A 22,841-nucleotide genomic window follows, 5' to 3' on the forward strand; every position below is an offset into this window, starting at 1 on the left:
TGGTGTAAATCGCTTAAAGTTGTTAGGTTACTTATTTTTGTCATCCGGTGAAGGATTTATTTATGTTGAAGAGAATTTTTCTGATGTTAATGGTAGTATTGATATGGGCCTGTAAAGGTTCAAACGATGATACTATTCCTGTGGACAATTTTTTTAAAACACAGGATAAAGCCTATTACCGTATTTCTCCTGATGGCAAAAGCCTGTCTTATTTAAAACTGCATGATAACAAACTTGATCTTTTTGTTGAGGAACTCGCTACAGGAAATAGCATACAGCTCACCCACTTAAATGGGAAAAATATCAGCTTTCAATTCTGGACAAGCAATAATGAACTGATCTATTATACCGAAGATGGCTCTAAAGAGCGCAGGTCTGATATTTTCGTCATTAATAAAGATGGAAGTAAGCAGGTACAGTTGAGTGCCAATGAAAAAAATAGGCTGAGGGTGATCGAAGATCAGCTGATTGATGATAAATACATTATTGTGGCTTCAAACAAGCGCGATTCGACCGTTTTCGACGTATACCGCTTAAACGTTAGAAATGGGAAAATGGAAATTGCTGCAAAAAATCCAGGCAATATTACCAAGTGGATGACAGACAGCAAAGGTGTGCTTAAAATTGCCGTTGCCAGTGATGGGGTAAATGAAACCCTGATGTACCGTGAAAAGGAAAACCAGGCTTTTGCACCTGTAATTACGAATAATTTTGAAACGACTTTACAACCGATTGCTTTTTCAGAAGATCAACCTAATGTACTTTATGCCATTTCAAGCGTTAACCGTGATAAGAACGTACTGGTAGCGCTTGATTTAAAAAGCGGGAAAGAAAAACAGGTACTTTTTGCAAACGATACTTTAAATGTAGTAGACGCAACCTATTCGCGGTTCCGGAAAAAAATGCTCTTTGCAACCTGCGAAACCTGGAAAAGAGAGAAATTTTACCTTGATGACAGTGCAAAGGTGGCCTACTCGATCATAGATAAACTTTTGCCGGGCACTGAATGGGTAATTGTGGATAAGGATAAAACAGATAAAGTGTTTGTAATACGAACCTTTACCGATAAAAATCCAGGTTCTTATTATTTGTACACAGCTATTGATAAAAGGCTTAAAAAACTTACTGATGTGAGTCCTTCCATTAAACCGGAAGATATGAATGCCATGAAACCCATCAGTTTTAAAAGCCGCGATAGTTTAACCATTAATGGTTATTTAACCTTACCTAAAAACAAAAAGGCTATAAATTTACCGGTTGTGGTGCTGCCACATAATGGGCCAAGATCAAGAAATAGCTGGGGCTATAATGCAGAGGTACAGTTTTTGGCCAACCGTGGCTATGCTGTTTTGCAGGTAAATTACCGCGGTTCTACCGGTTATGGAAAATCATTTTATGCTGCGGGTTTTAAACAGTGGAGCGATAAAATACAGGAAGATGTAAATGATGGTGTAAAATGGCTTATCGCAGAGAAAATTGCCAATCCTAAAAAAATTGCCATTTATGGTAACGGTTTTGGCGGATATATTGCATTAAACTGTTTGTATAAAAATCCCGATCTTTATAAATGCGGCGGATCCAATTCGGGTGTAATTAACCTGTTTAGTTACCTGAAAACCTTTCCTCCGTTTTTAAAGGCCAAATTACAGATGTATTACGAAATTTTGGGCAATCCGATAACTGAAACCGATTATATGCGCTTCGCGTCGCCTGTATTCCATGCCGACCGCTTTAAGGCACCTGTTTTTATTGCCCAAAACCCAAAAGATCCAAGTGTTAACGTAGCAGAAGGCGTTCAGTTCATTAAAGAACTTAAAAAACGGAATGTTCAGGTCACCTACATCGAAAAAGAAGAAGGTCCTGATCCGGTAATACGCCAACAGAGCAGAACAGCCCTGTACAAAGCCTTAGAAGAGTTTTTAAAAGAAAATCTAGGTAAGAAATAGGTATGGCCTTAGATAAGAAAAGCAGTTACCGTAAAAACTTCTCACTTGGTGTAACTTTCATTATACTCATTTCCATTCTTTTTATCTTATCGCTTTTTCTTGCATTCAACTATAGTAAAAAATCGATAGAGAACGACTTCGTTTCTGAGAAGGTAAATGTACTGGAGCAGAGTATTAAGCCTTACAATGATTTTTTTCAGAACAAAATGCCGGAGATTTCTTATTACAATGGTTATTTGGATTCCTCTACCGCATCGAAGTTTGTAGATACGCTGATGTTAAAATACCCTTTTATCTCAAAGGTTACTTTTTATGACACAGAGGTTAAAAATGTGCCGGTTAAGGATGGGATCAACGCCAACCACCTGGGCATAGGGCCAAAATCCATTTACCAATTTGGTAAAGGGGTTAAACCCGATTCTATAAAACTTTATTCGGAGGATGATACCCGGTCTTTTGCCGTTGGGAGCGATTTTAATGCGATAGCGATTAAACTGGCTACTTTTGTTGAAGATCTCGATACGGCTTCAGTACCCACCCAGGAAGAGCTCTTTACCAATTTTTCTATTGTTAACTCGAACGAAAATAAAATTACATACCTTAATATTCCCAGGCGTGCCGATTTAAGGGTTTATAAAGATATGATCAGGCGTAAACTTAATCCTGCTCCTGTTTACCCACAGGATATACTGGTTTTTAAACTGGATGCACACCGGATAAAAATCGTTAACACAAGGCCTTCGCTGTATCAGACCATTAGAATCGAGCCGCTTACTTACGACCCGATTGACACTTCTGATGAAAATATTACCACTGAAATAGCATTACCAGGTGCATTTTCTGATTTTAAGCTTTATCTTATTTCATCTAAATCTTACATCAAAAAAGAGATCTTCATTTACTTTATGCCAATAGCGCTCATCTTGTTATTGGTGTATGGCGTATTGTTATTGGTGGCTTTTCTAATTTACCGTAACCTAAACATCAATAGTAAAATGTTTAAGCTGCAATACGATTTTGTGAATAACCTTACGCACGAGTTTAAAACACCTGTGAGTGTAATTAAAATTGCCGGAAACAATATTAAAAGTGCACCGGTACTTAGTCAGAAAGAGCAACAGTTATACGGCAAAATACTGGATGAAGAAGCTGATAAGCTGAACGGGCTGATGAATAAACTGCTGGCCTTTACGCAAATTGAAAACAAAGCAATTAAATTGAATCAGGAGGAGGTAAATATTGTCGATTTTATTGAAAGTACCATTGAATCGCATACCTTAAAACATCCTGATTTTAAAATTACCTACGAGGTAAGTGGCTTTAAAACCTTTATCACCGATCCGGTATTATTAGGAAGTCTGTTCGATAACCTGGCAGAAAATGCCTACAAATATTCGAAGCCTGAACAAAAGAAACTGCATATCAGTGCAAAACTGATTAAAGGTGTGCTGGTGCTTCGCTTTACCGATAAAGGAATCGGTATCCCGTCATCAGAATTAAACAATATATTTAAGAAGTTTTTCAGGATACAGAACGAATATAACCAAATGGGCAGTGTTGGCCTGGGTTTGGCATTCTGCAAAGAACTGGTTAACTTTATGGAAGGAGAAATTACTGTAAAGAGCAAGGTAGGAAGTGGCACAGAATTTAAAATTGTGCTGCCTTATAATAGTTAAATTTAGGAGTTGGAAGGTTAAAGGTTAGAAGGTTATAAAGTTAAATGGACCATCAAACATAGCAACGTTTCAATAGTACAATGTAATACACACATAAATGTCTAAAGAAGTAAAAATATTAATCGTAGAAGATGATGAAAATCTTCGCTTTTTGGTAGCACACCGTTTAAAGGCCGAAGGTTATACTGTGCTTGAAGCAAATGATGGTGAAGCCGGCGAAAGAATGATTTTAGCCGATCAGCCTGATATTGTTTTATTGGACTGGATGATGCCAGGTAAACAAGGTGCCGAAGTTTGTGAGAACGTACGTAAACAGGGGTTCGAAAACCTTGTGATTATGATGACTGCAAAGGCGCAGGACGTGGATAAAATCGATGCATATAACTTTGGTGCATCTGATTATATTACCAAGCCATTTAATATGGATGTTTTGGTAGCCATGCTGGATAGTAAGGTGAAATTTATTGTAAATAAAGATACTGCCGAAATCCACCGTTTTGGTAATATGGAACATCACCCTAATATCCATACGTTGTTTAGGGATGGAAAGAAAATCGAATTAACCATATTGGAAAACCGGATCCTCCTTTATTTCTTACGTAACCCAGGTAAAGTAATCAACCGCGACGAACTGATGCTGGTGGTGTGGGGATACAACTCTGATGTAAATACACGTACGCTTGATATGCACATTGTACGCTTGCGAAAAAAGATAGAATTGAATCCTGATAATCCGCAGTTGCTTCAAACGGTGAGGGGAGTAGGTTATCGCTTTAACGCAGGATAGAAGCTTTTATAAAATCTATTGCCATAATTAACGTTTTCAAAATACTAGATTGAATAATGATAAATCAAGTTGTAATTGATACTCTCAAGAGTGTTGTAGAATATTTAAAGGTTAATGTAACGTACAACAGCGGCTCTACTAAACCATATGATTATAAAGGTTTATTGAGATATAGAGATGCTGTGCTTACAATTGAATCTTTAGGATTATTTCCCGAAACTGTTAAGGAAATTAAAACTACGTCGCTTTTTACTGAAAGATATAAATACGATACTCAGTCTTTAAGCTCGTCGGAAGATCCTTTTGTTAAAAATCTTAGTAATGCATTGTATTTTAAATCGTTAGGTGTTATTGAGATTTATGATCAAAATTTTAATAATGATACTTCAGACGCGTTATTGTTTAAATATCCACAAATAAATGACTTTCCTGAATTAGAGAAATTTGCTAAAGAACTTAACCATGCTGTTCAAATTCCTCTTCATGTGATTAGTGGTAATGAGAATGACCTGGATATATTAAAAATAGAAGAGGGATCAATTGTTCTAACAGTATCATTTAGTGCTGGCTTATTAATTATCACAAAACTTATTGATTTGGCATTTAGATACAAATCAAAATGGGAGGAAGCTAAGAGAAATATTGAATACAGTAGAAGCCTTCAACTTGACAATGATCTGAAAGAGACCTTTGTATCTGCCATAAATGATCAGGTTAAACTTTTTTTACAAACTGAATCGGAACTATTAAGCAAAGAACTAATAGAAAATGTAGATAATGAAAAAATAGAGATTGTTAAAAATTCTATTATAACATTTAATTCTCTATTAAACAAAGGGTTATCAGTTCAGCCCTCTATAAGTGCACCAGCTGAAATAAAAGATAGTTTTGAAAGGTTTAATACTCTAAATTTAAATGAGCAAAAGCAGATAGAAGAGCCAAAAAGTGATAGCTAGATTTAAGAATTTAGCTATCCTCTTTTCAACGTAAAAATGGTAATCTCCGGCAAAATACCAACCCTGCCCGGATAACCTAAAAAGCCATAGCCCACATTTACATAAAGCTGTTGTTTTTGCTCCTGATATAAACCTGCCCATTCCTTGTAAATGTATTGTACAGGGCTCCATTGGTATTCTTTTAAACGTACACCAAACTGCATGCCATGTGTGTGGCCACTGAACATGGCATCTATCTGTGGGTATTTCTGTAAAACTTCTCCGCGCCAGTGCGAAGGGTCGTGGCTTAATAAGAGTTTTACCGGTAAATCATCTGTATTTTTAACCGCAAGCTCCATTTTTCCATATTTAGGAAAACGGCCCATGCCCCAGTTTTCAATACCTAAAATTCCGATTTCTTCACCATCAACTTTTAACCTGCGGTTTTCGTTCATCAAAAGGTCGTAACCCATTATTTTGTGTACATCAACCATATCTTTCAGGTTTTTTACCTTGGCAGGGGAAGATTCTTTGCCAAAATAATAATCACCATAATCATGGTTGCCTAATGATGAATACACACCGAGTGGTGCTTTGACTTTCGAAAATATATCCTGGTAATCCCTTACTTCGTTGGTGAGGTTATTTACTAAATCGCCTGTGAAAAAAATAAAATCAGGTTTTTCGCCCAATAACATTTCAACACCACCCTTTACGGCTGTTTTGTTGTAAAAGCTCCCTGAGTGGATATCGGAAATCTGCCCCATGGTAATGCCATCAAAAGCTTTGGGCAGGTTAGGGAGAATTAAATTTACCCTTCTTACCTGATAGTCATAAGCACCAGAAATTATTCCCCAACTTAACGAGGTTAGCGGAATGGCTGCAGCTGCCAATCCGGCCTTAACCAAAAATTCCGATCTTGAAATCGGCTCCGCAGTTGAAGATGGTGCTGTTTGAGCGGCAGTTGCACTTTTAGCCGTTTTATTTCTTCTGAAAATTTTAATAACCAATCTGCGTAAATCATCCAGTACCAAAAAGGGTAAAGTGGCCAGCTTACAGGCTACGGTTAAAAAGAAAGCAACTAAAATAATGGCTCTTAACGTAAGAAAAAGATTAAGGTAAATACCACAAAATACACCAACAATTAATAATGTGCTATAAGTCCAGTAGGCAATACCAAATGCTTTTTTTGTGCCGGGTTTCCATTTTTTAAAAACAGCAATAATGGCTTTAAAACAATAAATATCAAATGCAATAATAAAAATGCAGGCGGCAATAATAAAAGGTAATCTTCCCATTATATTCGGGTTTATAAATAAAAAAGCTTTGGCAGATTCCTCTTTTAGGAGAAGAATTTACCAAAGCTAATCAAATTAGAGAAATTCAATATTATCTGAAATCATCTTCATCCTCTTCTTCATCAAATTCGGCATTAAATAAACTGCCAAACATATCGGAGAAGCCAAAGCCGCCATTTAAAAAGTTTTTGTTCAATTGTGAATATTCGGCTAAGCCATGTAATACAAATTCCATTAAAAGTAACGTTTGGTTCTCGCTTAATTTAGGATGAAACTTCTTTACCAGGTCGTATAAACCAGGCACCAGCATCAGAACCTTTTTATATTGTGCGTTGCTTAAGGTATCCGTAACATCAACATTGTGGCCTTCAGTAAACCATTCGGTTACTTCTGTGTAAGGATTAGCCGTTTTGCTTTTCTTGGCTTTTTCAGGATCAGGGAAATAACGGGCAAACATAGTTTTAACAGCTTTGCCAATTAAGGTGGTGGCTACATGTGCAGGTCCTTCCAGTTCACCTTCATAAACCAGTTCAATTTTACCGGTTATGGCAGGAATAATTCCGGCCAGATCGGATAAGCGCACGAAAGTATTTTTCTCACCTGAGATCAGCATCCTTCTTTCGGCTGTGCTAATTAAATTTTCATAAGCAGAAATGGTTAATCTTGCCGAAACCCCCGATTTTTGATCAATGTATTCACTTTTACGGGCTTCGAAAGCAATCTGCTCTACCAGATCTTTCACTAATCCATCGGCTTCTATACTGGCTTTCTGGTCAGTGGTTAACTTTGCTTCCTGGAAGGTTATTTTGCGCGAAATTTCGACCGACTTTGGATAGTGGGTTAAGATCTGACTCTCAATCCTGTCTTTCAATGGTGTAACAATGCTTCCGCGGTTGGTATAATCCTCAGGGTTTGCGGTAAACACAAACTGGATATCAAGGGGTAAACGCAATTTGAATCCACGGATTTGTATATCTTTTTCCTGCAGCATGTTAAACAAGGCTACCTGTATGCGGGCCTGTAAATCGGGCAACTCGTTAATCACGAAAATGCTGCGGTGAGCACGCGGAATTAAGCCAAAGTGGATTACACGCTCATCATTATAAGTTAATTTTAAAGTAGCGGCTTTTATCGGGTCAACATCGCCAATTAAATCGGCAACCGTAACATCTGGTGTAGCCAGTTTTTCGGTATACCTTTCGCTGCGGTGCAGCCAGGCAATTTCGGTGTTGTCGCCTTTGGTAGCAATTTCATTTTTGGCGTACCACGAAATCGGATTCATTGGATCATCAAAAATCTCGCTCCCGGCAACATAAGGTACATATTCATCCAATAAATTTACCATTAAACGGGCAATACGTGTTTTTGCCTGTCCGCGTAAGCCTAAAAGTAAAATATTATGACGTGATAAAATAGCAGTTTGAAGCTCAGGAATCACTGTTTCATCGTAGCCAATAATGCCTTCAAATTCCGTTTTTTTATCGCGCAGAACTTTAACCAAATTTTCTCTGAGTTCTTCTTTTACAGATCTTGATTTATATCCTATGTTTTTTAATTCGCCTAATGTGGTGTTTTGCATCTTTTAAAATGGGTTTAGGGTTAAGGGTTTAGGGTTAAGGTTGCAGCATGCGAACCCAATCACTAAATCTTCCCTTGTTTAAATGTTTCTAATGCTTGTTAGATAGGTCTTTTTGGCTTTAGGTTTTTCCTTAAACTTTCCACCTTTTACCCTCTATCTTATTTAACTGTCTTACGTCTGTTCTTAATGTAATCTTCAAAAATATATTCACCTAAGCCGTTTAATGAGCTATAAAATGCCCTGCCACCGTTAATTTCAGTAAACTGCCTGACAAACTGTTGCAGATATGGGTCTTTCGCAATCATAAATGTGGTGATCGGTATTTTTAAGCGCTTACATTGCGCCGCCATGTTTAAGGTTTTGTTGATTACTTTTCTATCCAACCCCATGCTGTTTTTATAGTATTTTCCATTTTCTTTGAGGCAGGTTGGCTTTCCGTCGGTAATCATGAAAATCTGCTTATTATGCGTTTTCCTTCGACGGAGCAGATCTGCAGCAAGTTCCAGGCCTGCATAGGTATTGGTATGGTAAGGACCAACCTGTAAATAGGGCAGGTCTTTCAGGCTAATCGGCCAGGCATCATTTCCGAAAACCACAATATCTAAAGTGTCTTTAGGGTACTTCGTTTTAATCAGCTCGGCTAAAGCCATGGCAACTTTTTTGGCAGGAGTAATGCGGTCTTCGCCATATAAAATCATCGAATGCGAAATATCGATCATTAATACGGTAGAAGTTAAGGTTTTAAAATCTTTTTCCTCTACTTCCAGGTCGCGGTCGGTAAGGGTGAAGTCACTAATGCCATGGTTAATCTGCGCATTTTGTATAGAGGCAGTCATATCGATCTGATCCAGGCTGTCGCCAAAATTATATTCACGTCTGTCAGCATTTTTCTCCTCGCCAATACCCGATCGGTTGCTGTTGTGGTTGCCGCGGCCAGATTTTTTAAGTTTCCCAAAAATTTCGTCCAGGGCAGATTTTCGAATGGTCTGTTCCGTTTTGGCAGTAATCTTAAACGCTCCCGATTGGTTGTCTTCAGTAAGGTAACCTTTATCTTTCAGGTCGTCGATAAAATTACCGATACCATAATCATTATTGGTTAATTTATATTGTTTGTCTAGCTCATTCAGCCAGCTTAATGCCTCAGCGGCATCCCCTGCTGTATAATTCAGCAGTTCGCTAAACAATTTCAGCAACTCCTCAAACCCGCCTTTCGGCGCATCTCCGGGCTTATAATCAGAAAAACGAAAACCTCTCATGTGCTTGTATTAACGATTTACCGAAGATAAAAGTTTCGCTCTGTAATAATTTAAGCGTGGTGTCATATTTGGGGGCAAGCGACCAAAACGGAAAACAGATTGAAGTAAAAATTACCAATTGCAAACTGTCAAACTGATCTGGGCGTTCTCCAAGCTGCGCAAGGGGCGGGCTTTTCAGGGCTGCGCTGCGCTCCGGTGCCGATGAAGGATCGGCACTGAACCCTTACTATCCCTAACGCAAAACCCATCGTTTTCATAAACAGAGGCCTTATAGGTTTTTAAATCTATAAGGTCAGAGGTGGTTATCCCAGTGCCATATGGTAAATCTTTTTATTATAATCGGGATTTGCTCCGGGTTGCGAGGCAACAAAAGCCCCCACTTTACAGGCATTATCCAGGGTGGTTTCCATAGGGTAACCTTGCAGGTAGCAGGCAATAAAAGTGGCCAAAAAAGCATCGCCTGCACCAACAGTATCCGCAACCTGAACTTTGTAACCGGCATGTTTAAACAATTTTCCATCTTTTAAAACGCAGGCCCCCTTATCGCCAAGTGTAAGGCAGATAATTTCGATATCGAACTGACTTGATAGCTGTTTTAATAATTGTTCGTCGGTATTGCCTGTTAAGCCGAAAGATTCTTTTACCCAAACAATTTCATCTTCGTTTATTTTAAGAATATCAGCTTTTGCCAAAAGCTCGCTAATGAGTTCTTTCGTATAAAATGGAGCCCTGAGGTTAATATCGAATATTTTGGTTTTCGCATGTGTTAAAAGTTCAAGAACCGCTTTTTTAGATTCCTCCTCCCGGCAGGTTAAACTGCAATACACCAAAGCATCTGCCTCCCTTACCGCAGCTATATTTTCTTCGGTAATTTTAATGGCGTCCCAGGCTACAGGCTGTTTAATGGTATAAGTGGCCTGATGTTGTTCGTCGAGTTGAACCACAACAGTACTGGTTGGCAATTCGTGATGGGTTTGAATTAAATCTGTAGAAAAATGATTGCTGGCTAAAAAGCTCAGGAGTTCTTTGCCATTATCATCATCACCAACGGCGCTGATAAAACTGCTTTCTATACTTTGTTTATGTAAATTAAGCGCAACGTTCATACTCGAGCCGCCAGCTTTTTTACCCTCCGGGAAAACATCCCAAAGTATTTCGCCAATTGTGATTACCTTATTTTGCATTTTAGATTGATAAAAACTGTAAATAACCAATTTTTAGCCATGGAACAAAATATTTTGTTTCATATCTTTAATTTTTATCAAAATTGTAATAATCATGAAAAAAATACTCCTTATCGCCTTCTTTTTTATCTCTTTAAGCACTTATGCTCAAAATGCAAAAGACAAACAAGCTATTCTCAACTTACTCGAAAAACAACGCAATGATTGGAATAAAGGCGATGTTGAAGCTTTTATGCAGGGTTACGAAAAATCAGATAGTCTACTTTTTGTAGGTAAAAACGGGCCCACTTATGGCTGGCAAAAAACATTGGATAATTATAAACGTGGCTATCCTGATAAATCTGCCATGGGATTTTTGGTGTTTGGAATAAAAAAGGTCGAATTTTTGAAATCCGATCTGGCTTTTGTGCTGGGCAGCTGGAATGTTAAACGTGAAAAGGACGAATTAAAAGGATATTTTACGCTTTTGATCAAAAAAATTAAGGGCGAATGGAAGGTGATCGCCGATCATAGCAGTTAATTGTTTAAGGTCTTGATATATTGAAGAACAGGATCAATGCCTTTGATCTGATCAAGGTAGCTTGTTTCAATATACCGGTCGGGTATTACCGGGTGTTTGGTTTTGTCGTTACAATTTGCCCCAAAATCTAAGCTCGTAGAAACGCTAACGCTGATTTTGCTGTTTGGTAATTGGAAGCGATAGCCTTCACCAAAGTCGTTTGTATTTTCGCCGGTAGATTCTCCCACCAAAGTAGCCAGTTTAAATTGTTTTACACCATCTGCAAGCATGTTCGCGCTGGAGAATGTCATAGGGCCGGTAATTAGGTAAACCTGGCCCTTAAAAAAAGCATCTTCGCTGGTGTATTTCGGTGCATAAGGTTCGCAGGTTCTGATCTGCCAAATGCTGTTGTTTTGCTCTTTTAGATATTGATTGCTGCTATCACCCTGTATCATCAGTTTATCTTTATACAACTGGCTTATTTTCCAGTTTTTTCCGGTAGAGAGCGTATATTTCTTTGAGTTAAAAAAGCCTAAAAGTAAATCGGCATTGATGGAATTGCCTCCCGTGTTTTTTCTAATGTCGATGGCAACAGCCTTAATGTTTTTTTGCTTTATTATCGTAAAGCACGAATCGAAAAATTTGAGGTAGGGGTGATAATCGCCAGACAGGGTATTTAATTCGATATGTGCAACCTTATTGTTCAATATGTTAAAAGAATAGGGTTTATTAACCAGATTTGGGAATGCATCGCCTATTATATCGCGTAAAATCGCACCTTTTTCTATTTCTTTAATCAATTTTTTCTGCTGGTACCGGTAAACAACTTTGAAAGGTGGCCTTATTCCTGAGAGATAAAGGTTATAGCCCATCATTTTACCTGCAATCTCATTTCGGTAAGTTTGGAGCCCGCCTACGCGCAATGCACTTGCCTTATAAAATTCAGGAACCGATATTCCGTTTACCGAAATGATTTTTGCGCCTGCAGGAATGATATCCTGTGATAATTTGCCATCAGAATAGGTCATTCCTTTTTTATCGGCAACAAAGGTCAGCGGTAAAAAGACAGGTTTTCTGAAATCTGCCTGGAAAATAGATTGTATAATGTTTGGTGCCGTATGGGCGTCATCAATAATGCCTGTTATTTCTCCAAGTTTTAAAGCGAAAAGTCTTGTTTCAATTGAATCAGGAAGTGAACGTTTTAGCTCATTTACTTTTTGCAGGTATTTGAATGATGAAGTAAATAAAAACGGGTTATAATGAACCGTCCTTATCGTTTTATCGAGAAGATCTATATCTTCAATTGCTTCTGCTTTAGAAATTCGCTGTGCAAAGCCTGATGACCAAAGGGAAAACAGAAATAATAAAGGTAAGGCGGTTTTCATTACATTAATTTATCACAAAGACGGAATAAAAATAGTTAAGGTTGCATAAAAACTATTCGCCCAGTTTAAAATTCTTATAATAATAATCTTTATCTGCATCGGTTAGCTGGCGGATTACCCTGCATGGGTTTCCAGCTGCGAAAACATTATCCGGAATATCTCTTGTAACCACGCTTCCAGACCCGATGACTACATTTGAGCCTATTTTTACTCCCGGATTAACTACCACGTTGCCACCAATCCAAACGCTGTTGCCAATGGTAATTTCCTGCGCCCACTCATATTCCTGATCACGTAAATGTGCATGGATTGGATGTCCTGCTGTATAAATAGCTACATTTGGCGCAATAAAAACGTTGTTTCCAATGCTCACTTTGGCACAATCTAAAATAACAAGGTTAAAATTTGCGTAAAAATTATCGCCGATTTCGATATTATAACCATAATCGCATCTGAATGGTGGTTCTACATAAAACATCTTTTCTGTTTTACCGAAAAGTCTTTTCAGTAATTCCTTGCGCTGTTTAATAAATTTTGGAGCCAGGTTATTAAACTCGAAAACAATTTCGCGGGCCTTCAATCTTTCTTTTGCCAGTTCTGCATCACCTGCCTGGTATGCTTTTCCTGTCAGCATTTTTTGTTTTTCTGTAAGTGTGTTTGTGCCCATTTGTGACCTGGTTTTTAATTTACATTAGATGTTATTCGCAATAATAACAAAAAACGGGACTATCGTTACCGATGCCCCGTTGTATTTTAATCTTTTTAAATTTTACGGCCTACCTTTTGCTAAAGCCCTTTCGGCAATTTTAACTGCTTTTTTCTCTCTCCAGTTGGCATACTTTTCTTTGAAGGTCATTTTTATCAGGCTGTCTATTGCCCCATGGGTAAACAAGCTCCAAACACTGGCCACTTTACGTGTAATCGATTGGTCCCATGCCCTTAAGCTTAAAGAGAATGAGCCGTCAAGATATTTCATCCAGTGCCACATACCGGTTGGCATAAATAAAGTATCGCCGTGTTCCAAAACCACCTCGTAACCTTCTACACCTTTTAATGCTGGGAATTTTTCAAAATCCGGGTTGTCGACTTTATAATCTTCCAAGGCATAAGTAGCATTTGGAAGGCAGTATAACCTGTCTTTCCACTTATAATCGAATAGGATAACGTGTTTTCTTCCGCCAAAGTGCGTGTGGAAGATATGGGGTAAATCGATATCATAATGTAAAAAAGTTACCGAGTTGGAGCCACCAAAAAACATGGCTGGCATGCTTTCGATAAAACCGCCCATTAAATCTTTAGGGATTTTTACATCATTGATTAAACTAGGTACTTTTTTAAACAGGTTGAAAAAGAAAATTCTCAACTCAGTGGGTTCGCGTTTGATCAGATCCAGGTAATCGCCAAATTTCATGTGCGCAGTAGCTGCATTGATCGGTTTTGAAGGATCAGCTTTAGAGTTATCATAAAGTGGAACCTCCAGCTCGCCTCCAATTTCTTTTAAATATTCAGTTGTCCATTTTTCTCTCGCAGGCCAATCTTTGGTAAGACCCCTGATGACTAACGGACGTTTAGTTTTCAGATAATTTTTCTTAAAATCTTCAGGAGTGATATTCTCGACAATATCAACAGGTTTTAAAATGAAACTCATGCGCTTAAATCGGTTATTTGTACCGAACAACAAATGTGTAAATTTTATTTTATAAAATTGATGTTAACAGGTAAATGTGACTAAAATCACCTAATTAAATTAGCAAATACTTAATAATTTAATAATCAAGCTTCAACTTTATATTTAACAATTTCGGCATAAGCGGCATCCCAAAGGTCGATCCTTTTTTGTAAGGCTTGTTTTGTGGTTTCTTCTGCCTCGGCCCAAAATGCTTCCTCTTTTTCACAGAGTTTCTCTGTCATTGAGAGTGCCAAATGGCTATGGTGATCGCCGTCTACTTCGATATGGCGTTCCAGGTAATATTTAAAAATCGATACTTTATCGGCCTGGGTGCTGTTCAGATCATTTACCATACTGTAAAACATGTTAGGAATCAGATCTTCACGGCCAAAGGTAAAACTGGCTGCCTGTAAGTATGTTTTACCACTGTTAATGGTTTCGAATGTAGCATTCACGAAATCTTTGGCAGCAACAGGCACTTCTGCAAGATCAAATGCCTCATTAAAACTTTTGCCGGCTTTTAATGCATTTAAAAAATCATTAATGGGTTTTGTATTTGCTCCACACTGATCCATGGCATCCAAATACAGTTCGAAATGGCTTTTAATAGCACCATCGGCATCTACATCCGATTCTTCACCAGCAACGATTTCGTTAATCAACTGCCTGGTAACCGGATCGCCTACAGGAAACCAAGGCAAAGTAGTACAGGTTAAATTTATTTGCAAGGCTTTAAGCAGCGACATAAAATCCCAAACCGCAAAAATATGGTGTTCCATAAAAATGCGAAGGTCTTCCAGTTCACTAATTGCCGAATAAACCTTATGGTTAATAATCTCTTGTCTGAGAGGTTCTATTTCTTTTTGGATTTTTATAATATTGGAATGCATATATTGAATGGCTGAATCACCCGCTCTCTCAAGACTTTAAATGATTCAATTATGATTATTTTGGTAAATTCTTCTCCAGCGCCCTGCTCGCTCTTTTAACTGCAAGTTCTTCTTTCCATTGCATATACTTTTCGCGGTAGTTTGCTTTCATAAAGTCGTCAAATTTACGCTGTAAAGTTAAGTTATACAAGCTTTTTGCTTTTACTATCCAGCTTTTATCCCATGCCCTTAAGCTGATAGAGAAAGATCCATCCAGGTATTTCATCCAGTGCCAGTAGCCTGTGGGCATAAATAAGGTATCGCCATGCTCTAAAAAAGCTTCTACTCCCTGAACACCTTTTAAAGCCGGGAACTTATCAAAATCGGGGTTTTCTACATCATAATCCTCTAAGGCATAAGTGGCATACGGAATTTGATACAGGCGTTCTTTCCATTTATAATCAAATAAGATCACATGTTTTCGTCCGTTAAAATGAGTGTGGAAAATGTGCGCAAGATCAATATCATAATGTAAAAAGGTTACAGAACCCTTCCCGCCAAAAAACATATTGGGATAGTTATCCAAAAAACCGCCCATTAAATCTTTCGGTGCAATGTAATCTTCCAGTAGTTTCGGCGCAAATTTTATCGGATCGAACAAAAAGATGCGCAGGTCAGTAGGTGTTTCTTTAATCAGGTCTATATAATCGCCAAATTTCATTTCGGCAGCTGAAGCATTTATAGGCTTAGAAGGATCGGCTTTAGAGCTGTCGTAAAGTGGAACAGTTTTATCGCCAACAACCTCTTTCATGTAATCCAGCGTCCATTTTTGATAAGCAGGCCATTTTTTGGCCATATTTTTAATTACCAAAGGTTTACGTGGTTTAAGGTAGTTCTGCTCGAAATCTGATTTAGATATATCTTCAACTACATCTATGGGAGATAAATTGAATTTCATGTTAAGAAACTATTAATACAGGCAAAATTAAATAGTTAGAAAACACTAAGCATTACAAATGCGAAAACTTGAAAAAAAACTGACAATTCACCAAAAAAAGTCAGATGGTATAACTGCCTGCGGTTGTATACGGGGTTCAGTATTAATCTGTTTAAAAATAAAAACGTTCCAAGCCATTGACTTGGAACGTTTTTATGGAGCAATAAGGATATGTCAAATATTATTTAGGCATTAAAACGGTATCAACCACGTGGATTACACCATTTTTTTGGTAAACATCTGCAATTGTTACAGTACTTGTTCCACCTTTTTCATCTTTTAATACTAATTTTTTGCCTTTCATCCAGGCCCAAAGTTTACCACCCTCTACAGTTGTTAATTCTGCTTTGCCGCCACCAGCTTTAATGGCTGCTGCAATTGCTTTGCTATCTAATTTACCGGCAACAACATGGTAAGTTAAAATTTTGGTAAGGGTTGCTTTATTTTCTGGTTTAACCAGGTTATCTACTGTTCCGGCAGGAAGCTTGCCAAATGCTGCATTGGTTGGAGCAAAAACCGTAAATGGTCCGGCGCCTTTTAAAGTTTCTACCAAACCAGCTGCTTTAACTGCTGCCACCAATGTAGTGTGGTCTTTTGAATTTACCGCATTGTCTACAATATCTTTAGTTGCATACATTGCTGCGCCCCCAACCATCGGGTTTTTTTGCGCGTAAACTTGAGTAGTGAATGCCATTGTAATTACGGCAAATACGGATAAGATTAAATTTTTCATTATTTCTAATTTTTAAGTTTCTGTTATTTGAACCCATTTACGATGGCTTACAGATGCTTGGTTTTTAGAAATTGAAAAATAATATATAATGTATTGATTGTTAGTGTTTTAATTATTGTTTTTTTGGTTTGTAAAGGTGCTGTAGGGCTCTTCGGCTGGGCTACTCCCGTTTTTCGCTAAATCTTTTGGCTGTTCTTTGACTACGCTCAGCATGACACCAAAAGGATATCGCTTCAACCGGGTTTAGACAAGGTGGGTTTGTCCCTGGGCCGCATCTTTTATAAACTCTTCGTGAAGCCTGCTTATCTAATTCACCTTAGCTGTTCTTACTTTTTTAGAGAAAAACTTTGGAAAAAAACGCTTCAACAGTACTGCTTTTGTTTCCTTTCCACCGATGTAAATCTCTTCTTTTTTATTACGGATTGCCAGAACAATCTGTTTGGCACAATCTGCTGGTGTCATTGCATTTGCATGCGCTTCGCCCATAGCATTTAATGGCTTCCCATCTGCTGTGAGCGCATTATAGGTTACATTTGTTTTGATAAATCCGGGACAGATAATCGTAATATCGATGTTTTTGTCATAAACCTCTGATCGGAGCGAATCGAAATAACCATGCAATGCATGTTTTGATGCTGCATAAGTGGAGCGTAATTTAGTGCCGAATTTTCCAACAAGACTACTGATCACAGCGATCTGTCCACCGCCATTGGCAATCATCAATGGTAAAACTGATTTACTGAGTACAACTGTGCCCCAAAAATTGGTGTCCATAATCTGCTGTTCGGTTTCCAGGTTGGTTTCTAAGGCAAGGCTTCGCTGGCTCACACCTCCGCTATTGATCAATAAATCTATTTTGCCAAAAATACGGATGGCATCAGCCGCTTTGTTTTCCAGGGTTTCGGTTTCACTTAAATCGAATGGTAAAACGTGTATATTAAAGGAGTTTTGGCAGTTTCCCTTAACGCGGAACAACTCGTCGCGGTTTCTTCCTGAAATAATCAGTTTGTCGCCCGATTTAAAATATTCATATACCAGGGCCTCTCCAATACCGGATGATGCGCCTGTGATCCATACAATTTTTGACATAATATATAATTATTGAATTAGGGAATGATTGAATGATAAACTTGTAAAAAGTATTCACTCCCTCTCTAATTCATTCCTTCAATCATTCTCAACAATAAACAACTCCGAAGCAATGTGGTCGGCAAATAATTTTCCGTTCTGACTTAAACAAATGTTATTTCCATCCATCAGCAACCAATCTTTATCCTCAAAACTTTTAAGGTTATGTTTGGTCTCTTCTAAAAAATCTTTTCCAAAATCGGTATTTATTTTTTGTAAATCAATTCCCCAGATCGTTCTCATTGAAGTCATGATGTATTCGTTAAACCTGTCGTTTAAACTCAATTCTTCAACACTTTCAGGGAGTTTGTTTTTTTCGAGGATTTCCATGTACGAGGCATTATTTGCTGGGTTCATATACCGGTTCCGGCCATCAAAACCATGTGCTGATGGACCGATGCCAATGTAATCTACACCTTTCCAATAATTGGTATTGTGTACGGCGTGGTGGCCTGGTTTAGCAAAATTGGAAATTTCATAGTGCTCAAACCCTGCATCCACCAGCTTATTCATCAAAATTACAAACTGTGAGGCACTCTGGTTGTCGTTTACCGGAGGCTGCTTTTTATTTTTAATGGCATGGGCCAAAGCTGTTCTGGGCTCAACAGTTAAGGCATAGGCAGAAATATGCGGAACCTCAAGCTCAATTGCTTTTTGGATATTGTTTAACCATTTTTGATCCGTAAGTAAAGGATAGCCGTAAATCAGATCGAGGGTTAAATTTTCAAAACCGGCATCCTGGCTTCTCCTGATGCAATCTTCGGCTTCCCTGGCCTGGTGTGCCCTGTTCATCCAGATCAGGTCCTCATCGTAAAAAGATTGTATACCCACGCTAAAGCGGTTAACCGGCAATTGTTTCAGCTCTTTTAGCTTCTGCGCAGTTAAATCGTCGGGATTGGTTTCGATGGTAATCTCCGCATCAGCATCAACTGAAAAAGTATGGTTAATAGCGTCAAAAATCTTTTGCAAAGCCACCTGGGATAAAATAGAAGGCGTGCCACCACCCAGATAGATGCTTCCAACCTGGCCCGTAATCCGGTCTTTTTTCATTTTGATTTCCTTACAGATGGCTTCTACCATTTCATCGGCATATTTTAATGAGGTGCTGAAATGGAAATCGCAGTAGTGACAGGCTTTTTTACAAAAAGGAATATGGATATAGATGCCAGACATTTTGCAAAGATAGCGAAGTAAATTTCTTTATTGGGCCCTCGAAATCAAAAGTGAATTGTTCAATATAATTTTAGTAAAGTAATGGCTTTACTTTTATGTTGTTTTGGTAAAGTAATAACTTTACTAATATTTAAATCTTTATTGCAGTTAATGATCAGTAACAGTTGAAATCTTATTCGGAAGTTATTTTTGCTTGAAAATCTGTATTTCGAAATTCTTTCAGCCATTTTATTTTAGCTTTTCTTATCTTTCTTTTTCGAAGCATCGCTTGTTATTTCAAATATTGGTATTTTCCTTCCTGGATTAAACATGCTCGGTACACAGACTTTTGATTTTAAATAAAGCTATTTATTTCTTTAGGTAAAACATGATTATTCGACTACTTTTGCAACTTTAAGTTTTGATTTACAGCATGCCGAAATTTATTTTCTTTTTGTTTGCGTTTGTATGGTCTGCTAATTTTGTGGCAGCACAAGAAATTCCTGTTCAAACAGATAGTGTGGCTGCAAATCAATACCAATACCGAAGATATCGTCCTGATTCGGCAACCCTGGCCAGGCAGAAATTTTCTACCGATTCCCTGATTCACCATACTTGGGTACTTCCTGATAGTTTAATCAATAAAAATGCGCTTATAGATACAATTGAAAAAGAGTATCTTTTTCCAAAACTGGATTTATGGGCATGGTATAAGAAATATCAGCATTTAAAGAAAAAAGAAAATCCTTACCAGTTGGGCACAAAAATTCCCAAGGGCAATGTTGGTCTGCTGGGTTTTATTTTCGGGATGCTCATTATTTTTGCCATTTTAAAAAATGCATTTTCCAAGCAGCTATCAGACATTGTACAATCGTTTTTTAGCAACAGGATATTGAATAATATCAATAAAGAAGATAACTTATTTAGCTCCTGGCCGTTTTTATTGCTTTTTGTGCAGTTTGGCTTCGTTTTCGGGATGTTCTTTTTCCTGGTGGCGCAATGGAACGATATGTACCAGGCTAAAGACGGCTTTAAGTTTTTCTTTAGTATATCCATCACCATAATTGCTTTTTACGCGCTCAAATTAATCCTATTACGCTTTCTCGGATACCTGTTTAATGTTCAGAAACCAGTTGGCGAGTACATCTCGATATTGTATCTCAGCTACTTTAATGCGTCGCTATTGTTTATTCCTTTGGTGGTTGCTTTTGCCTTGTCGCCACTTAAATATGGAGAAGTTTATATCGTATTGGCTTTCTTGTTGTTAGGTGTCATTTTTGCTTTTCAGCTCTTAAGGGCGGGTATTACGATACTTTCTAACAATAAGTTTTCTAAAATGCATTTAATTTTGTACTTTTGCGCCCTCGAAATATGTCCTATCCTCATACTAATTAAAACGATAGGGCTGTAGCAGGAAAAAGGAAAATGCAAGAAAAGAACGACTCTAGAATCCGCAAAGTAAAAAGTATTTTGGTTACGTTACCAAAACCTGAAACAGAAAAATCTCCTTATTACGATTTGGCCAAGAAACACAATTTAAAAGTTGATTTTAGGTCTTTTATTCATGTTGAAGGAGTACCCGCAAGAGACTTTAGGAAGGATAAGATTAACCTGGCCGATTTTACGGCAGTAATTTTTACCAGCCGTAATGCAGCAGACCACTTTTTTAGAATCTGCGAAGAAATGCGTTATGAAGTGCCGGCAGAACTGAAATATTTTTGTTTGTCTGAAACCATTGCCTTATACCTGCAGAAGTATATCCAGTACAGAAAACGTAAAATATTCTTTGGTAAGCAAACTGCTGCCGACTTGGCCGAGGTGCTTAAAAAACATGCAGGCGAGAAATTTTTATATCCTTGCTCTGATGTTGCTACTGAAGATACGATGAAATTTCTGGAAAAAGGTGGGTATGATTTTACTCCGGCCGTTTTGTTCAGGACAGTGGTGAGCGACCTATCTGATTTGGCTGAGGTGTTCTATGATGTTATTGCATTTTTTAGTCCATCAAGTATTCAGTCTTTATTTAAAAATTTCCCCGATTTTAAACAAAATAATACCCGTATTGCTGCTTTTGGAACCAACACCAGTAAGGCATGTGCCGATATGGACCTGATAGTGGATATTGCAGCGCCAACCCCAGGTGTTCCGTCTATGACAATGGCTATTGAAAATTACATCAAAATATCTAATAAGTAATACTGTAAATAATTTATTCTAAGTCAATACAATAAAATACGTAACTTTACTGTTAATAAGGAAGTTATCTGTATTGTTGAACAAAATATTAGGCTGATGAATAAACGTTAACATAACTTTAATTATCCAGGAGTGATGATTTAATGTAAAATATTTGCTTTTGTTGATAATTTCTGTGATTTTTGATAAAATTCCTCCTAATCGTACTTTGCACACTATAAAAATATGAAGAAAATCTACCTTCTAGCTATTGTAGGTATAACTGTAATGCTAGCGAGCTGTGGCCATGGTGGCCAGGGTGAGTTGGTTGGTGCTTATAACCGAAAATTCAAAAACGATAGAATCCCGCTAGGAATGGTTTACGTGCCGCCAGGCCATACTCCGCTTGGTGGATCAGATGAAGATATTACATTCTCCCAGAATGGCCCAAGTAAAATGGTGACCATTAGCGCATTCTTTATGGATCAGACTGAGATTTCAAATGCAGAATACCGTCAGTTTACCAATTGGGTACGCGATTCGATTGCCATCGGAATGATGGGCAACCCACAACAATTTATGATTACACCAAAGGGAAATGCGGCAAATGCTGTTGGTGGGGATAAATACATCGACTGGAAGAAAGTTGGACCTAATGGCGCAAATATCTGGAGAAATAAGGGTAAAGGTGCCGCTGCAGCTCAGGCAAGCCAGTTAGATGGCATGTATTATTCGGGCCTTGACGCACTTCCGGGGAAAAAAGAACTTGACGTGCGTAAATTCGTATACTCTTATGCCGAATTAAACATGGAGAAAGCCGCTGCCGGACATAAAGATCCGAACAGCAAACGCCAGGATTATATTGATCGTTACAGCGTTGCCATTTATCCTGATACCATGGTATGGAAAACGGATTATTCTTATTCGCAGAACGACCCAATGGTTCGTGGCTATTACAATCACCCTTCTTATGATGATTATCCTGTTGTAGGAGTAAGCTGGGAGCAAGCAAAAGCTTTCTCTCACTGGAGAACCAGGTTATATGACGGTGTTGCTACAGCAAGGAAATTACCTGCGGGCACGAGATCGGATTATAGACTACCGGCTGAGACAGAATTTGAATATGCAGCAAGAGGTGGTAATACCAAAACGAAATATCCATGGGGTGGTCCTTACATCAGAAATACCAAAGGTTGTTTACAGGCTAACTTTAAACCAGGCCGTGGCGATTATTCCAGCGATGGTGGTATCTATACAGTAGGTGTAAGATCTTATTTCCCTAATGATTATGGATTGTATAATATGGCAGGTAATGTGGCCGAGTGGACTATTACCTCCTATAATAAAGGGGCCAGCCCATTACTGCACGATCTGAACCCTAACTTCACTTATGATGCTGGTCCGAATGATAGCAAATACAAGAAACGTAAAGTAGTAAAGGGTGGATCCTGGAAAGATACCGGTTACTTTTTACAAAATGCCGTTGCAACTTACGAGTATCAAGATACGCAAAGATCGTATATTGGTTTCAGGTGTGTTTCATCTTATCCTGGTACCGATTTAAGACATTAAC

At 38.1% G+C, this 22,841-nt stretch carries 20 protein-coding genes; 8 read left to right on the plus strand and 12 right to left on the minus strand.

From position 1 onward, the window contains the following. The first annotated feature begins 62 nt into the window (after window positions 1–62). The 4 genes from ACFSR6_RS12145 to ACFSR6_RS12160 all read left to right on the plus strand — a co-directional run bounded on the left by ACFSR6_RS12145 (window position 63) and on the right by ACFSR6_RS12160 (window position 5,365). Window positions 63–1,946, plus strand: a complete 1,884-nt coding sequence (locus tag ACFSR6_RS12145) for a S9 family peptidase (RefSeq protein ID WP_379079167.1) — start codon at window positions 63–65, stop codon at window positions 1,944–1,946. A 2-nt stretch (window positions 1,947–1,948) separates the two neighbouring features. Then, on the plus strand, window positions 1,949–3,622 hold the full coding sequence (locus tag ACFSR6_RS12150) for a sensor histidine kinase (protein WP_379079170.1): 1,674 nt from the start codon (window positions 1,949–1,951) through the stop codon (window positions 3,620–3,622). 97 nt (window positions 3,623–3,719) lie between these two features. Continuing rightward, a complete protein-coding gene (locus tag ACFSR6_RS12155) occupies window positions 3,720–4,409 on the plus strand; it encodes a response regulator transcription factor (protein ID WP_379079173.1) in 690 nt (229 codons plus the stop codon). Window positions 4,410–4,465: 56 nt separating this feature from the next. After that, window positions 4,466–5,365, plus strand: a complete 900-nt coding sequence (locus ACFSR6_RS12160; RefSeq protein WP_379079176.1) for a hypothetical protein — start codon at window positions 4,466–4,468, stop codon at window positions 5,363–5,365. A gap of 14 nt (window positions 5,366–5,379) precedes the next feature. Here ACFSR6_RS12160 and ACFSR6_RS12165 read toward each other — a convergent pair whose 3' ends face one another. The 4 genes from ACFSR6_RS12165 to ACFSR6_RS12180 form a co-directional block, all read right to left on the minus strand. Beyond that, the gene (locus ACFSR6_RS12165; protein ID WP_379079179.1) at window positions 5,380–6,642 is read right to left on the minus strand and encodes a metallophosphoesterase; all 1,263 of its coding nucleotides are present in this window, start codon (window positions 6,640–6,642) and stop codon (window positions 5,380–5,382) included. A 91-nt stretch (window positions 6,643–6,733) separates the two neighbouring features. Then, complete coding sequence (locus ACFSR6_RS12170) at window positions 6,734–8,221, minus strand: P-loop NTPase family protein (protein WP_379079182.1); 1,488 nt, start codon at window positions 8,219–8,221, stop codon at window positions 6,734–6,736. Window positions 8,222–8,379: 158 nt separating this feature from the next. Further along, complete coding sequence (locus tag ACFSR6_RS12175) at window positions 8,380–9,477, minus strand: vWA domain-containing protein (RefSeq protein WP_379079185.1); 1,098 nt, start codon at window positions 9,475–9,477, stop codon at window positions 8,380–8,382. 302 nt (window positions 9,478–9,779) lie between these two features. Beyond that, a complete protein-coding gene (locus ACFSR6_RS12180; RefSeq protein WP_379079188.1) occupies window positions 9,780–10,661 on the minus strand; it encodes a carbohydrate kinase family protein in 882 nt (293 codons plus the stop codon). Window positions 10,662–10,755: 94 nt separating this feature from the next. Between ACFSR6_RS12180 and ACFSR6_RS12185 the strand changes: the two genes are divergently transcribed. Continuing rightward, on the plus strand, window positions 10,756–11,181 hold the full coding sequence (locus ACFSR6_RS12185) for a YybH family protein (RefSeq protein WP_379079191.1): 426 nt from the start codon (window positions 10,756–10,758) through the stop codon (window positions 11,179–11,181). Here ACFSR6_RS12185 and ACFSR6_RS12190 read toward each other — a convergent pair. From ACFSR6_RS12190 to hemW, 8 genes are all read right to left on the minus strand, one after another. Next, on the minus strand, window positions 11,178–12,545 hold the full coding sequence (locus ACFSR6_RS12190) for a S41 family peptidase (protein ID WP_379079194.1): 1,368 nt from the start codon (window positions 12,543–12,545) through the stop codon (window positions 11,178–11,180). The two genes, ACFSR6_RS12185 and ACFSR6_RS12190, sit on opposite strands and share 4 nt — an antisense overlap. 52 nt (window positions 12,546–12,597) lie before the next feature. Further along, on the minus strand, window positions 12,598–13,212 hold the full coding sequence (locus ACFSR6_RS12195; RefSeq protein WP_379079197.1) for a sugar O-acetyltransferase: 615 nt from the start codon (window positions 13,210–13,212) through the stop codon (window positions 12,598–12,600). Window positions 13,213–13,314: 102 nt separating this feature from the next. Next, window positions 13,315–14,193, minus strand: a complete 879-nt coding sequence (locus ACFSR6_RS12200; RefSeq protein ID WP_379079200.1) for a cupin-like domain-containing protein — start codon at window positions 14,191–14,193, stop codon at window positions 13,315–13,317. Between the two features lie 125 nt (window positions 14,194–14,318). Next, window positions 14,319–15,104 (minus strand): DUF3050 domain-containing protein, encoded by a 786-nt coding sequence (locus ACFSR6_RS12205; RefSeq protein ID WP_379079203.1) that lies wholly within the window; start codon window positions 15,102–15,104, stop codon window positions 14,319–14,321. A gap of 55 nt (window positions 15,105–15,159) precedes the next feature. Next, window positions 15,160–16,041: a cupin-like domain-containing protein gene (locus ACFSR6_RS12210; protein WP_379079206.1), complete on the minus strand. Its 882-nt coding sequence runs from the start codon at window positions 16,039–16,041 to the stop codon at window positions 15,160–15,162. Between the two features lie 220 nt (window positions 16,042–16,261). Then, window positions 16,262–16,813: a fasciclin domain-containing protein gene (locus tag ACFSR6_RS12215; RefSeq protein ID WP_379079208.1), complete on the minus strand. Its 552-nt coding sequence runs from the start codon at window positions 16,811–16,813 to the stop codon at window positions 16,262–16,264. Window positions 16,814–17,119: 306 nt separating this feature from the next. Further along, on the minus strand, window positions 17,120–17,902 hold the full coding sequence (locus tag ACFSR6_RS12220; RefSeq protein WP_379079211.1) for an SDR family oxidoreductase: 783 nt from the start codon (window positions 17,900–17,902) through the stop codon (window positions 17,120–17,122). A gap of 78 nt (window positions 17,903–17,980) precedes the next feature. Next, window positions 17,981–19,114 (minus strand): radical SAM family heme chaperone HemW, encoded by a 1,134-nt coding sequence (hemW, locus tag ACFSR6_RS12225; RefSeq protein WP_379079213.1) that lies wholly within the window; start codon window positions 19,112–19,114, stop codon window positions 17,981–17,983. A gap of 412 nt (window positions 19,115–19,526) precedes the next feature. Between hemW and ACFSR6_RS12230 the strand changes: the two genes are divergently transcribed. The 3 genes from ACFSR6_RS12230 (at window position 19,527) to porK (ending at window position 22,840) form a co-directional block, all read left to right on the plus strand. Continuing rightward, window positions 19,527–20,504, plus strand: coding sequence for a DUF4271 domain-containing protein (locus tag ACFSR6_RS12230; RefSeq protein ID WP_379079216.1), 978 nt, complete (start codon window positions 19,527–19,529; stop codon window positions 20,502–20,504). A 14-nt stretch (window positions 20,505–20,518) separates the two neighbouring features. Beyond that, entirely contained in the window at window positions 20,519–21,289 is a 771-nt protein-coding gene (locus ACFSR6_RS12235; protein ID WP_379079219.1) for a uroporphyrinogen-III synthase, read from the plus strand. A gap of 225 nt (window positions 21,290–21,514) precedes the next feature. Beyond that, window positions 21,515–22,840 (plus strand): T9SS ring complex lipoprotein PorK/GldK, encoded by a 1,326-nt coding sequence (gene porK / locus ACFSR6_RS12240; RefSeq protein ID WP_379079222.1) that lies wholly within the window; start codon window positions 21,515–21,517, stop codon window positions 22,838–22,840. Window position 22,841: the final 1 nt, after the last annotated feature.

The sequence above is a fragment of the Pedobacter vanadiisoli genome, assembly GCF_042684385.1.
Classification (GTDB): Bacteria; Bacteroidota; Bacteroidia; order Sphingobacteriales; family Sphingobacteriaceae; genus Pedobacter; species Pedobacter vanadiisoli.